This window comes from Natrarchaeobius halalkaliphilus (assembly GCF_003841485.1).
Taxonomy (GTDB): domain Archaea; phylum Halobacteriota; class Halobacteria; order Halobacteriales; family Natrialbaceae; genus Natrarchaeobius; species Natrarchaeobius halalkaliphilus.
In genome coordinates this window covers 291,155-305,026 of sequence record NZ_REFY01000004.1, presented here as the reverse complement: position 1 = coordinate 305,026, position 13,872 = coordinate 291,155, and the positions used below count along the sequence as shown (strand labels likewise).

Below are 13,872 nucleotides of genomic sequence, written 5' to 3'. Positions count from 1 at the left end.
CCGAGTAATGGCAGTCGGGTCGAACGCCGGACGACGATCACTTGCAGTGGCCGCCGCTATCTGTGCCGTATTCGGGCTCTTGCTCGCAGCGGGTGCGATGCCGATACTCGCGTCGCACTCGCCCGCGAGCGGGCTTGCCGGCAACGCAGCCGACGATCGAACGGCCGAGACGCCGATACAGCAGGCGGACCACCCATCCGAGGGCGACGTCCAGCGATCGACGACCGAACGCGAGGACCGCGTCGATGGTGACGGCAGAGAGGCGGACGGTGGGGGCGCTGACGCGGACAGCGGAGCGGACGCGGACGTCGACTTTGGCGAGCCCGGAACCGATCGCGGCGACGCACATCCGGACGACAGCGCTTCGGCACTCGAGGACGGAACGCCGGCCGACGGACCGGCCGAGACGCTCGCAGGTGCAGCCCTCTACGGTCTCGGAACCCTGTTTTCGTCGGTTCAGGGTGATTCACCCGACGACGCGGATCCGGTAGCGGCCGCCGATTCGACCGGAGGGACGACCGACGCCAGCGAGACCGACGAGAGCGGGGCGTCTCCGTCGGAGCTCTCGGACGATGATCTCGAACCAGCGGACGGCGTCGAGGACGCCACCACCGAATCGGGAATGGGTGGCGAGTTCGGATCACTGCTCGTACCGGAGAACGACGCGAACGACACCGACCCGGACGCGGGCGAGCGGACGAACGAGAACGACGCTCGAATCGATGGAGACCACTCGCCCGAGTCGGAATCAAACGGCGGTGAACCGCTCGAGGTAGCGGACGATACCGGCGAGATCGCCGACGGTGAACCACCCGAAGACGAGGAACTCGAGGACTCGAGCGTCGGCCCCGGTGACGACGGCGAGTCAACGGCCGGTGAGGACGACTACGGAGGGAGTTCCGGCGACGACACCGCCGATCCGGATGCGGACGATCTCACCGACCCGGACGCGGACAGTTCCACCGACTCGGACGCGGACGGTGTCGAGAGCGACACGACCGAGAGCGGGGACGCTGACTCGGCGCAGTTCTCGACGAGCGACGAGTCGACGACCGAACACGACTCGTCCGGCGACGGGACCGCAGACAGCGATCCAGACGCGGACGGAAACGACGACCCAACGGCCGACTCCGACGAGGAGGGGGCTGCGGCCGAATCGGGACAGGATGGCGAATCGACGCTCGAGGATAGCGTCCCTGGCTCCTCGAACTCGATCCTCCTCGCGGTGGGGATCGCGCTCGCGTTGGTCGCACTCGGCTACGTCCTCTACGCGCGGGACGACCCGATCGGAACGCTGCGTTCGATTCCCGGCCGATTCGTCTCGGCGGTTCTGTCCGTCGTCGTCGCCTGCGCTCAGGTGCTCGAGCGCGCGATCACGGCGCTCTCGAGACTGACTTCGCTCACCGAGGTGCCCGGACTGCTCCGCGACGCACTCGCGAGCGTCGCCGGATCCGTTCGAAGGCGGACTCGAGACGTCGGATCGACGCTCGGACTCGTCGACGATAACGCCCAGATCGAGACGGTGGCGGACGAAGGAACGCACGGCAGTGCGCGCGAACGAATCCGGGATGCGTTCGAAAGCGTCATCTCCGCGTCGACGCTGCCGCGCTCTGCGATCGGGACGGCGACTCCGGCCGACGTCTCCCGGGATGCGAAACGAGCCGGTGCTCCGCCAGAGCCGGTCGAAACGATCACCGGTTCCTTTCGAGACGTCGAGTACGGCGCTCGTGATCCGGAGCCGTACGTCGAGACGACCGCGACCGCTCACGATCAGCTTCGAACGTCGCTCGAGGAATCCGTTTCAGCGACGGACTCGTCCGGTGAAGCCGAATCGACCAGAACCACGGCGTCCGACGACGTGACGGCGACGGAGGACGGCGACGAATGAACCGAGCCCCGTCGCGGCTCGGACTCCTCGTCGTCACGCTCGTTGCGGGCGCATCGGTCGCCGTCGGGGCGACGTTCGCCTTTCGGCCGGCGCTCGCCCACGAACTGTTCGCACTCGAGGCGCTGGTGGCGCTCGTCGATCCCGCGACGCTCCTGTTGGTCGCCGTACTCGCGCTCGCCTTATTTGCACCGACGATCGGCATCTCGGGGAAGCTTCGAGCGTCGTCGACGGACCCGCTGGTCGAGGCGGCCGACTCGAGCGCAGCGTCTCGAGTCGATCGGGATAGCGACGCACGGCGCAGTCCGATCGTCGGTGCATCGATCGACGGGGACGTCGAGCGCGCGACGGATTACGACGGCAGGTCCCACGAGGTCCGATCGAAGGCGCGAACGCAGGTGATCGACTCGCTCCGACCGATCGCGACGAGGGCGTATGCCACCAGCCGCGGTCACTCGACCGACGACGCGGCGGCCGCGATCGAGGACGGGAGCTGGACCGACGATCCGCGTGCGGCGGCGTTGCTCGCGAGCGAGTCGGGGCCGTCGACACCGGTCTGGATCTGGCTGTTCGATCTCGTCAGCGGCGTCGATCCCTTCGTCCGGAGTCTCGAGCACACGATCGACGAGATCGATGCGATCCAGTCGACGCCACCGGAGCGGCCGAGAACGCCACGGGAGGAAAGCGGAGGTGAGGCCGCGTGAGAGGAACGAATAGCGCCGAGGAACGGTGGGACGGAAACGACGACGGACGCACCGATCGGGGACACCTCAGGATGGGAATACGATGAGCGACGTCGTCCGCCGGGCACGCTGGCAGGGTGCGCTCGTGGTGGCGCTGCTCTCGTCTCTGCTCGCCGTCGCACTCGGTATCCCCGGACTGTTCGTCCTCGCGGTGGTCGCACTCGGATTCGTCCTCGTCGGACAACTGAGCGCCGAACCCGACGTCGACCTCTGTCTCGAGCGCCGACTCGAGGAGTCGCGCGTGCCACCCGGACGACCGGTCACGGTGACGCTGGCGGTGACCAACGACGGCGACCGGGTCCTTCCGGACGTCCGTCTCGCTGACGATCCGCCGGATTCGGTTCCGGTGACCGACGGCGCTCTCGGATTCGCGACCGCAATCCGGCCCGGCGAAACGATCACGCACACGTACGAACTTCGGCCGCCTCGAGGCGAGTTCGCGTTCGGACCCGCGACGATCCGAGTCCGTTCGCTGTCCGCGACGACGGCCGTGACCGAGAAGCGAGAGCCCGAGGGGGAGACCACGTTTCGCTGTGAAACGCTCCTCGATTCGTTCCCCGTTCAGGATCGGACGATCCAGTTCGTCGGTCAGACGCCCACCGACGACGGTGGCAGCGGCATCGAGTTCTTTTCGACGCGGAGCTATCGACGAGGCGATCCGATCAATCGGATCGACTGGCACCGCTTCGCCCGAACCGGCGAACTCGCGACGATCGAGTACCGCGAGGAGCGGGCAGTGACCGTCGTGTTCGTCGTCGACGACCGTCCGGAGGTTCATCGCGGCTCGCTCGATGGCGGTCCCGATTCCTACGATCTCACGCTTTATGCCGCCTCGCGCGGCGTCGTCGGATCGCTCGAGGACGGCAATCGGACCGGTGTGGCGACCCTCTCGGGCGACACCTGGATCCGGCCGGCGGCCGAAGACGGCGTTCGTCGGCGCTGGGAGGACACGGCCGACGGCCAGCGAACGATCGCTGACGGCGGCTCGCTCGCGGTCGATCTGGAGCGCCGCCTTCCGCGGCGGGCCCAGGTCGTCCTCTGTACGCCACTGACCGATCGCGACGCCGTCGACCTCGCGGAGACGCTTCGAACCCGTGATCGAGACGTCACGGTTGTTACCCCCGATCTGACGACCGGCGTCGCCTCACGGTCGGTTCCACCGGGTGCTCGAATCGCCGGTCTCGTCCGGACCAACCGAATCGACGAGCTTCGAAGCGTCGGCGTTCCGGTCGTCGACTGGAATCTCCAGGATCCGATCTCCGTCGATCTCGCGCGCGCGTTTCGCGAAAGGGGAGAAAACGCCGGGCGAGCGGGCGGCTCAGGAGGGAGGGGGGCGCAGTGACGACCGATCGGCTCAGACGGGAGGGCCGGGCTCTCCTCTCGTCGACGGTCCAACAGGTCCGCACGGCACTCGCCCGACCGACGGCGAGCGACGTCGCGACGATCGGCTGTACGCTCGCCGTCGCGGTCGTGGTGGGTTCGGCGCTGGTCGGCACCGCTCTCGCCGTCTTCGCGACCGTCGCAGGGCTGGTCGCCGCGCTCGCGACGGTGTTGCTCGCCAGCGATCGGCCGATCGTCCGGACGGTGGGCGGCATCGTCTCGGTTCCGACGGCGCTCCTGATGGTCTCGCCGGCCGTGCTGGCGGGTGCGCTCGTCGTCTCCGGCGGCGTTGGCCTCTTCGCCGGACTGACCGTGTGGGCGCTCGTCGTGGCCGGGCTCGCGTCGGGACTCGTCTCTTGGCACCGTCTCGGACACGGCGGTGCGCGACGGGGTGCGACCGGAACGATGCTCGCCGCCGTCGGCGTCGGAGCCGTCGTCGTCGCTCGGATACTCCCCGAATCGACCGCCCGCGAGCGCGCCGGTACCGCGGCGGCGGACACCTTGGATGCGATCTGGAACGTCCTCGTCGTTGCCGACGGATCGTGGGCGGTCGTCTGGTTCGCTGGTCTCCTGTTCGGTGCCGCGCTGTCGACGAGCTACTGTCTCGCGTACGTTCCACTCGAGCGCGTCATCCCGCCGGATCGTCGGACCGCGTTTTCCGACGCGGTCGCCACAGCCACGCGGGTGTGCTCGTACGCGATTCGGCTCGCGATAGCCCTTGCGCTCGCGGCGTTCGTCACCCCAACCGTGACGGAACGGATCGAGGAGGTTCCCCTGACGCCGCCCGCCGTTGTCGCTGAACTTCCCCATCCGATCGGAATCGCCATCGCGACCCTCGTGACGGACTCGTCGATCCGACTCGGGCTGCTCTCGCTGTTCGGGCTGGCCGTCTCACTCGCCGCTCTCGAGTGGGGTCGACGAACGCTCCGCCGCGATATCGCCGTCGTCCTCGCGCGAGTGTCCGGACCGGCGATCGGCGGGGCTCTCGTCGCAGTGGTCCTCGCGTTCGCGCTCTCGGACGCCGTTCTGGCCGTCGATCCGGCGGCGGTGCTCGAGGGAACGGCTCCACCGTCGGTTCTCGAGCTTCTGGCGTCGTTCCCACCGTTCGCACTGGCCGCGGCCGTTCTCGTCCTCGCACTGTTCGCCCTCTCGTCGGTGCTATCGACCGTGACGATGGTGCGGGTGTTCCGGCTGGTGCCCGCACGCGCGATCGGCGGTGCGCTCGCGGCCGGTTCCGTGTTCGTACTCGCCGTCGGTCTCGCGGTCGTCGATCGGATCGAACTCGGCGTCGTCGCCGCCGCCTTCGCGTTCGTGATCTGGGACATCGGAGAGTACGCCGACGGCGTCCGGGCGGAACTGGGCCGTGGTGCCGAGACCGTCCGCGCCGAGATGGTTCACGTCGGGGGAACGCTGCTCTCCGGTGCCGTCGTCGCCGGTGGAACCATCGCGCTCTATCGGTGGGTTTCGGGAGCGCAGATCTCCGACCCGACGAACGCCGCGATCGCCCTCGGAACGGGACTGCTCGCGGTCGTTCTCGTTTCCTGGGCACTCCGCGGCTGACGGATACTGCGGATGTCCCGTTTCCGACGTATCTCGCAAGTCGAGCGGTCGTTGACAGATAGCTCGCGGTCGTTTCGCGACTGGGATTCCGTAGTCACTTCGTCGAGTCAGGGACCGTCGGTCCTTCACACGCTCATCGACGGCACCGAGACGTCGTTCAGTGCGGTCTCGACGACCGCCGTCGGATCGACGCCACGCACGTCCGACTCGGTCGTCAGGACGATCCGGTGATCGAGCACCGGGTGAACGATCGCGTGGACGTCTTCCGGTGCCACGTAGTCCCGTCCAACGATCGCCGCGCGGGCTCGCGTCGCTTCGAACAGCCGCTGGACGCCACGCGGCGAGATACCGACGTCGACGCGGTCGTCCTCGCGGGTCGAACGACAGATATCGACGAGATACTCCCGGACCTCGGGTTCGACGGCGACCGACTCGGGAACCGACTGCAGCGAGAGAACGGACTCCCGGTCGATGACGGGGGACACGTTCGGCGTTCGCGAGCGTCGACTCGCGCGGCGATCGAGTAGCTCGAGTTCCCCGTCGCGGTCGGGATACCCCATCGTCGTCTTTATCATGAACCGGTCGATCTGTGCCTCGGGCAACGGAAACGTTCCCTCCTGTTCGACCGGGTTCTGCGTCGCGATGACGAAAAACGGCTCCGGGAGCGTTCGGGTTTCGCCGCCGGTCGAAACCTGCTTTTCGCCCATCGCTTCGAGCAACGCCGCCTGCGTTTTCGGCGGCGCGCGGTTGATCTCGTCCGCGAGGACGACGTTCGCGAAGATCGGTCCGGCCTCGAACTCGAATCGGCCCGCGTGTTCGTCGTAGACGTGCGTTCCCGTGATGTCCGCCGGCAGCAGATCCGGCGTGAACTGAATCCGGCTGAACTCGAGGTCCAGCGCCGTCGCGAGCGTCCGCGCAGTCAGGGTCTTTCCGGTTCCGGGCACGTCCTCGAGGAGGACGTGGCCCTGCCCGACGACGGCCGTCAGGATCGTCTCGAAGCGGTCGTGTTCACCGACGACGGCGGTCTGAATCTCCCCGAAGACGGCATCGCACGTCCGGGCGGCCTCGGCAGCGTTCATGAAACCGATCAGTTTCCCGACGCCCATATAGGGTTTGGCCCGTTCTCGAGGATCGGATTCTGATCGTGTGAACAAGCTCGCCAGGTGAATCGACGGCGCGACACGGCCGCCGAAACCGACGGGTGCAAACCACTCGAGTCCCAATCCCTCCGCGATGGAGGTTCAGTTTCTCGGTGGAGCCCGCGAGATCGGTCGGAGTGCGATCCTCGTCGACGACCGGCTCCTGCTCGATTTCGGGATGGATTCGGGGAACCCCCCGTCGTTTCCGATCGGCGATGTCGATCCGGAGGCGGTCATCGTGAGCCACGGCCACCTCGACCACGTCGGATCGCTGCCCTCGTTGCTGTCGGGCGACGGCCGTCCTCCGGTTCACTGGACGCCGCCGACACGCGACCTCGCGATGGTCCTCGCCCGCGACACGCTGAAGCTCCACGGCGGAACCTACGACTGTCCGTTCACGGAGGCCGAACTCGCCCGGCTCACACAGGTTTCGGAGACCCACGGCTACCGCGAGCCGTTCGAGGCCGCGGGCTACGAGATTACCTTCTTCGATGCGGGCCACGTCCCCGGCAGCGCCCACGTTCTGATCGAGGATAACGGCTTCTCGAGCGGCCGACCCGGGGCCGACGGCGGGACGCGGCTGCTCTACACCGGCGACTTCCACACCGGCGACCAGCAACTGCTCGCCGGAACGACGGCGCGTCCGAACGCCGACGTCGTGATCTGTGAGAGTACGTACGCGGATACCGCCCGCCGACCGCGAGCGGAGATCGAAGCCGGGTTCGCAGAAAGCCTGCGGACGACGATCTGGGAGGGCGGCACCGTCGTCGTTCCCGCCTTCGCCATCGGGCGCACCCAGGAGGTGCTGTGTCTCTGCGAGGAACACGACCTCGAGTGTTACGTCGACGGAATGGGAAAACGCGTCACCGAACTGTTCTTGCGGGCGGAAAACCGCGCGTTCCTTCGCGACCCAGACCTCTTGCGGCGGGCGAAAGGGAACGCTCGCTTCGTCGACGGCCGGGACGGCCAACGCAAGCGAATCGCGGCCCAAAACACGGTCGTCGTCACCACGAGCGGGATGCTCCACGGCGGCCCCGCGATGACCTACGTCCCGGAGATCCGCTCGCATCCGGTGAACAAGATCGCAATGACGGGGTATCAGGTCGAGGGAACGCCCGGTCGGGACCTCCTCGAGACCGGTAGCGCGGAGATCGACGGACGGGTTATGCCCGTCAGCGCCCAGGTCGAACAGTTCGATTTCTCCGCGCACGCCGATCGAACCGGCCTGCGCTCGTTCCTCGAGTCCTACCGAAATGACACGGTGCTCGTCAATCACGGCGACCGGTGTGAGGCGTTCGCCGCGGAACTGCGAGCGGACGGGTTCGACGCGAGCGCGCCCGAACTGGGGGCGCGACTCGAGGTCGGTTCTCCGTGATCTTCGAGGTGTGAGTCGAGGAAAATAGTCTCCCCCTCACCGACTACGTCGTGGCCGGGTGGACGGTCGCCCAATCGCGCAATCGAATCGTCATCAAGAGTAGTACCGTTCCGGTACCACCGTCGATCACCGTTCTACGGCCGGTTCATTCGGCGGCCGATCGCTCGCCAACGGGCTGGAGTTCCTCGTCGACCAGCGTCTCGTAGGCTCGACGGAACCGCTCGGAGAGTGCCTGGTGAGAGATTCCGAGTTCGGCCGCGAGCTCCTCCATCGAGATCCGTCGGGGGATCTCGAAGTAGCCGTACTCGAGGGCGGCCTCGAGCGCCTCGCGTTGCTGTGGCGTCAGCCTCGTCTCGGGCTCCGCCGTGTCGGTCACGTCGGTCACGCGCCGAAGATCGGCGTTGATATCGCGATCGACGAGCCGGTCGTAGGCGTTACAAAGTGCGTCTCGATCGGGGAACCGAACTCGAACCTGCCACCAGCCGTCGGTCGCCCACGCCTCGAGCAACGAGCCGCCGTCGGAGAGCAGCGGATCACAGAGCTGGTCGATTCCAGCGCCGTCGCCGAACGTTACGTCGAACAGCAGTCTCGAGTTCGTTTCGACGACGAGTTCGCACGCCTCGACGGTCGGATCAGCGTCGAACGATGCCACCGCCAGATCGCGATCGACGCCGGAGACCCAGAGACAGGGCCGGGTTTTCGAAACCGACGACTCGAGTTCGAACGTCGCGTCGGGCGCGTACTCGAAGGCCGTCTCGAGTGTCGTATCCGGTACTGGAAACCGGAGCTCGGCTATCGTCGACATCACCGTTCGTACACCACCGGAACGTAAAAACCGCTGTTCAGGCAATCCTGACGGTCACTCTCGTTGAAATTCCGTCCCAGGGGGGAACGCTTCGGCGGCGAGCATCTCCTCGAGTTCGCGCATCTCGGGCTTTTCGAGACGATCCGGGTTCGCGAGGAGTCGCACCCGGTGTGTTCCAAGCGGAACGAACGCGAGGTCGAGCCGGTCGGCCGTTTCTGCGAGCCCCAGTCCGGCGTCGGCGTCGCTGGCGATGACCGTTCGGGCGGGACTTTCGTGGGCTCGGAGCCCGACGCCGTATCCGTCGATCGCGTCCTCGAGATCGTTGCGCGCAACCCCCTCGTCGTGCGACCGCTCCGCCAGCAGGCGATCCAGACTCGTGCGGGTGCCCGAGTCGTTGGTCCGGTTGACGAAACGGATATCGCGTTCGATCAGGTCGGACAGTCCCTCGATCTCGTCCGGGTTTCCCGGTTTGACGATCAGCCCCCACTCCCGGCCCCAGCCGCCGAGTTCCGCGGCGTCGATCGCCCGTTCGATCGGCCCGGCGATGACCGCCACGTCGGGCACGCCGTCGCGGAGTCGTCGAAGCGCGGGCCGCGAACCGACCGAGAGATACCGCGCGTTCTCGAGGCGATCGAGCAGCCGGTTCATGGTCGGATCGTCCTCGCCGACGCCGAGTAGCGCCGGCGGGTGCACGTCCGGCGAGAACAGCTGTACCGTGACGGATTCGCCCGCCTCGAGGTAGTCGGTTTCCGGATCGACTTCGACGACGCCGTCGGCCTGTGCGAGGCTCGTCGTCGCGCCGCTTCCCTTGTCTACGGGATAGACGAGCGTGTCACCCTCCGGCTGATCGTCGCTCGAGGTCGCTGAATCGGATCCACTCTGAATAAGTCCGACCGGCATGAGTCGAAGTCGCCCCTCTCCGTAGCGTTCCTCGCGCGCCATCCGGCCGGTGACCCTGGCCGCCGCGGGCTCTGGCAATCCGGCGGCGGAGCGGATCGCCGGGGCGACGAAGCTCCGAAAGACCATCATGGCCGAGACGGGGTAGCCGGGGAGACCGACGTACGCCGATTCCGAGAGCCGTCCGACGAGCATGGGTTTTCCGGGTTTGACGCTCACGCCGTGGAGTAGTAGCTCGCCCCCGTCCTCGATCACGCGGTAGATCACGTCGACCGCGCTCGCGCTGGTCGAGCCGGACGAGAGGACAAGATCGCACTCGTCCGCGGCCGTCCGGAGAACGCGTTCCATCTCCTCGCGGTCGTCACCGGCGTGCGGGTAGAGTGCCGCCTCGCCGCCCGCGTCCTCGACGCCAGCCGCGATCGTGTAGCTGTTGACGTCGTAGATCTCCCCGCGGGCGCTGTCGACGTCCTCGCCCGGTCGGACGAGCTCGTCGCCTGTCGAGACGATACCGACTCGCGGCCGACCCCGGACCGGAATTTCGTCGATTCCGAGCGCCGAAAGCAGACCGATATCGCGGGGCGTGATCCGCGCGCCGGGACCGAGTGCGCGCTCGCCGGCGGCGACGTCAGCGCCCGCGAACATGACGTTGTCACCGGGCGCGACGCTCGTTCGAACCAGAATCGTTCCCGGCGCGGCGTCGCCCGCCGCTCCGTTCGCAGCGTCGATGCGCTCGATCGGCACCATCGCGTCGGCGCCGTCGGGCATCACCGCACCCGTCGAGATCTCTGCGGCCTGTCCCTCCCCGAGCGAGACGTCCGGCTCCTGTCCGGCGTGGACGGTTCCGGCGACGGAGAGTCGGGCGGGATCGGCTTCGTCGGCCCCGAACGTGTCCCGCGCTCGAAGCGCGTAGCCGTCGAGTGAAGCCCGGTCGAAGCCGGGAACGTCGAGTTCGGCGTCGAGACGCGAGACGAGCACTCGCCCGCGAGCGTCCTCGAGCGAGACGCGATCGATCCCGGCCTCGAGCGATAGCGACGCGATGGTCTCGTGTGCCTCCGCCGGATCAGCGAGGTCGCGAAACTCTTTGCGGTCCATACCGTCCCTTCGGGGGGAAGCCTAAAAACGTCGGTCGATCGAGTCCGACGGCCGATGAAATCACGACTCTCCCCGCGGACGGACCGGGGAAGCTTTGATCCCTCCACCGGTTATTGCCTGGTATGCACGCGCGACTCTCTCCGGACCCGTTCGACCGCCGCCGGAGGCGAACGGTATGATCGACGACACCGAGGAGTTACTCGAGGAGATCGGTTTCGAGCCGGAGACGAGCGTTCTGACGCACCGTCAGGCGCAGGTGCTTGCTCTCCGCGAACGCGGCATCTCACAGGCCGACATCGCTGACGCGCTCGGAACCTCCCGGGCGAACGTCTCGTCGGTGGAAGCGAGCGCTCGCGAGAACCTGGAGAAGGCCCGCGAGACGGTCGCGTTCGCAGAGGCGCTTCGGGCACCGGTTCGCGTCCGCGTCTCGAGCGGAACGGACCTCTACGACGTTCCACAGCTCGTTTACGAGGCCTGCGACGAAGCCGGTGTCAAGGTCGATTACACCGCACCGAACCTAATGAAAGTCGTCAGCGACGCGGCGGGATCGGCCGTCTCCGGCCGACAGGTCACGACGCCGCTGATCGTCGGCGTCACCTCCGACGGAATGGTCCGGGTTCGCCACCAGGAGTGACGGACCGTCGATCGGCGGGATGACGGCCGACGCGATGCCCCCAGTGTCGGTCCAGTGGCTACTATGGTACTCGGCACTCTCGTGTCCGTATGGACCTCGAGCTTACCGGCAACGCCGCACTGGTTACGGCTTCCTCGAGCGGGCTCGGACTCGCGAGTGCGCGCGCACTCGCTGAAGAGGGTGCGAACGTCACGATCTGTGGTCGAAGCGCGGACCGCCTCGAGTCCGCCCGGGCGGAACTCGACGGAGCGGCGGGCGAGGTGCTCGCCGTTCGGGCGGACGTCACGGACCCCGACGACGTATCGCGGCTCGTCACCGAGACCGTCGACGCGTTCGGCGGACTGGACCACCTCGTCACCTCCGCGGGCGGTCCGCCGAGTGCGACGTTTATCGAGACCGACGACCGGGACTGGTATCGGGCGTACGACACGCTGGTGATGAGCGTCGTCTGGGCGATCGAGGAGTCCCGTCCGCACCTCCTCGAGTCGCCGTCCGGAACGATCACCTGTATCACCTCACGGACGGTCCGTGAGGCAGCCGACGGTCTCTTGCTATCCAATGCCGTTCGGCGGGGTGTAACCGGTCTGATACAGACGATCTCGAGGGAGTTCGCCCCCGAGATCAGAGCGAACGCGGTGCTTCCCGGTACGATCGAGACGCCTCGCATCGAAGAGCTCGTCGAGGCGCGCATCGAGTCCGGCGTCTACGACGACTACCGTGACGGACTCGAGGATCTCGCGAGCGAAATACCGATGGAGCGGATCGGTGAGCCTCGCGAACTCGGGGAGGTCGTCGCCTTCCTCTCGAGTCCGCACTCGAGTTACGTCAACGGAGCCGAACTGGCGATCGACGGCGGATTGATGCGGAACTAGCGAGCCCCCTCATACGAACTGCTGTCTGCCGTCTCCTGTTGATCGTCTCGGTTGCAGCGGCACACGGCGACGGTGGGCCGTCTCAGTCGGCGCTCAGCGAACAGCTTCCCTCGTAGCTCCCGTCCCGAACCGACTCGATCGCGGGATCGTCGCCACACACCGGACACGCCGGATTGGCCAGAATGTCTACGGTCTCGAAGCTCATATCCATCGCGTCGTACATCAGGAGCCGCCCCTCGAGTAACTCGCCGCTCTCGAGGAGATACTTGACGACCTCGGTGGCCTGAATGCAGCCGACGGTACCGGGGAGAACGCCGAGGACGCCGGTCGTGGCACAGTCGGGGACGGTGCCGGGCTCGGGTGCCTCGGGGAACAGACACCGGTAACAGGGGCGATCGCTCCCCTCCTCGTCAGCGTGATCGTCTCGATCGTTGGTAAAGGTGGTCACCTGTCCCTCGAACCGATAGATCGCGCCGTGAGAGAGCGCCGTTCCCGTGAGAACGCAGTGATCGTTGAGCAGGTAGCGGGTGGCGAAGTTGTCGCTGGCGTCGAGAACGACGTCGTAGCCGGCGACCAGATCAGCGACGGTGTCCGGGGTGAGTCTGGTCTCGTCGGTGTCGACGTCGACGTCGGGATTCAACGCCGCGACGTAGTCGGCCGCGCTCTCGACTTTCGGCCGACCGACGTCGTCGTCGCTGTGGACGATCTGGCGCTGGAGGTTCGACCGTTCGACGACGTCGTCGTCGACGAGTCCGAGACGTCCGATACCGGCCGCCGCGAGGTACTGGATCGCCGGCGAACCGAGCCCACCCGCGCCGACGACCAGGACGGATCCCTCGAGCAGTCGCTTCTGTCCCTCCGGACCGATCTCGTCCATGATGACGTGTCTCGAGTAGCGATCGAGTTGCGTCGCATCGAGGCGTAAGTCGCTCATGCGTTCGCGTTGGACCGTCAGAGAGAAAAGTCCGCGGGTCGGCTGTCGGCACCGTTTGACCGACGACGACCAAGAGCGTCCGAGTCGCAAACGCGGATTGCGGCAGGCTTTCAGCGAACCCAACGATTTAAGTCCGTGGTGTGCATTGGCATACCTATGGCAACCTCACCCAATGGTGCCGGCGACGACGTTTTCGACCAGTTCCTCACTGATCGCGGTCACACTGTCGAACACGTAGGGTGGGAACAGGAGTATAACAAGAAACAGTGTCCTGAGTGTGGCGGCCTCCACGAGTCATCCGCCACGGACTGTACCGTCTGCGGGTGGACGCCGACGGTCTGAGCGCCGAGCGGCCCGATAGATTTTCGACCATCACCCCCGATTTTCGAGTTGTGAGTGCCGACTGGACCGATTGCGACGGTCGGTCCTACCGGACCGTCAGCCCCTTTCCAGCCAGGTGCTATCGTGACGATTGTTCGAACCCGGCTGTTCGTCGGACCGAACGGGCCCCACGCGAGACCGATAAAAGGGGTCTGGAACTGCCGGCACTAGACTC

General features: G+C 66.8%; 12 protein-coding genes. 8 read left to right on the top strand and 4 right to left on the bottom strand.

All coding sequences use genetic code 11. From position 1 onward, the window contains the following. Positions 1-7: 7 nt before the first annotated feature. The 4 genes from EA462_RS11595 to EA462_RS11580 all read left to right on the top strand — a co-directional run bounded on the left by EA462_RS11595 (position 8) and on the right by EA462_RS11580 (position 5,568). A complete protein-coding gene (locus EA462_RS11595) occupies positions 8-1,888 on the top strand; it encodes a hypothetical protein (protein ID WP_124178733.1) in 1,881 nt (626 codons plus the stop codon). Next, entirely contained in the window at positions 1,885-2,589 is a 705-nt protein-coding gene (locus EA462_RS11590) for a DUF7269 family protein (protein WP_124178732.1), read from the top strand. Before EA462_RS11595 ends, EA462_RS11590 begins: the two co-directional genes overlap by 4 nt. An 82-nt stretch (positions 2,590-2,671) precedes the next feature. Beyond that, positions 2,672-3,970 (top strand): DUF58 domain-containing protein, encoded by a 1,299-nt coding sequence (locus tag EA462_RS11585; RefSeq protein ID WP_124178731.1) that lies wholly within the window; start codon positions 2,672-2,674, stop codon positions 3,968-3,970. Beyond that, a complete protein-coding gene (locus EA462_RS11580; RefSeq protein WP_124178730.1) occupies positions 3,967-5,568 on the top strand; it encodes a DUF7519 family protein in 1,602 nt (533 codons plus the stop codon). The genes EA462_RS11585 and EA462_RS11580 overlap by 4 nt, the downstream gene beginning before the upstream one ends. Before the next feature lie 125 nt (positions 5,569-5,693). On the opposite strand, the gene EA462_RS11575 is transcribed toward EA462_RS11580, so the two are convergent. Beyond that, complete coding sequence (locus EA462_RS11575) at positions 5,694-6,647, bottom strand: AAA family ATPase (RefSeq protein ID WP_124178729.1); 954 nt, start codon at positions 6,645-6,647, stop codon at positions 5,694-5,696. A 154-nt stretch (positions 6,648-6,801) separates the two neighbouring features. Here EA462_RS11575 and EA462_RS11570 point away from each other — a divergent pair, with 154 nt between their 5' ends. Continuing rightward, positions 6,802-8,082 (top strand): MBL fold metallo-hydrolase, encoded by a 1,281-nt coding sequence (locus EA462_RS11570; protein WP_124178728.1) that lies wholly within the window; start codon positions 6,802-6,804, stop codon positions 8,080-8,082. A 145-nt stretch (positions 8,083-8,227) separates the two neighbouring features. Here EA462_RS11570 and EA462_RS11565 read toward each other — a convergent pair whose 3' ends face one another. Both EA462_RS11565 and EA462_RS11560 read right to left on the bottom strand, forming a co-directional pair. After that, positions 8,228-8,887: a helix-turn-helix domain-containing protein gene (locus EA462_RS11565; RefSeq protein WP_124178727.1), complete on the bottom strand. Its 660-nt coding sequence runs from the start codon at positions 8,885-8,887 to the stop codon at positions 8,228-8,230. Between the two features lie 54 nt (positions 8,888-8,941). Beyond that, positions 8,942-10,876, bottom strand: coding sequence for a molybdopterin biosynthesis protein (locus EA462_RS11560; RefSeq protein WP_124178726.1), 1,935 nt, complete (start codon positions 10,874-10,876; stop codon positions 8,942-8,944). A 175-nt stretch (positions 10,877-11,051) separates the two neighbouring features. On the opposite strand from EA462_RS11560, the gene EA462_RS11555 reads away from it, so the two are divergent. Continuing rightward, a complete protein-coding gene (locus tag EA462_RS11555; RefSeq protein ID WP_124178725.1) occupies positions 11,052-11,510 on the top strand; it encodes a Tfx family DNA-binding protein in 459 nt (152 codons plus the stop codon). Between the two features lie 89 nt (positions 11,511-11,599). Further along, on the top strand, positions 11,600-12,382 hold the full coding sequence (locus tag EA462_RS11550) for an SDR family oxidoreductase (protein ID WP_124178724.1): 783 nt from the start codon (positions 11,600-11,602) through the stop codon (positions 12,380-12,382). An 82-nt stretch (positions 12,383-12,464) separates the two neighbouring features. On the opposite strand, the gene ubaA is transcribed toward EA462_RS11550, so the two are convergent. Next, positions 12,465-13,316: an SAMP-activating enzyme E1 gene (gene ubaA, locus EA462_RS11545; protein WP_124178723.1), complete on the bottom strand. Its 852-nt coding sequence runs from the start codon at positions 13,314-13,316 to the stop codon at positions 12,465-12,467. Between the two features lie 156 nt (positions 13,317-13,472). Here ubaA and EA462_RS11540 point away from each other — a divergent pair, with 156 nt between their 5' ends. Then, a complete protein-coding gene (locus EA462_RS11540) occupies positions 13,473-13,658 on the top strand; it encodes an HVO_0416 family zinc finger protein (RefSeq protein WP_124178722.1) in 186 nt (61 codons plus the stop codon). The last annotated feature ends 214 nt before the right edge of the window (positions 13,659-13,872 follow it).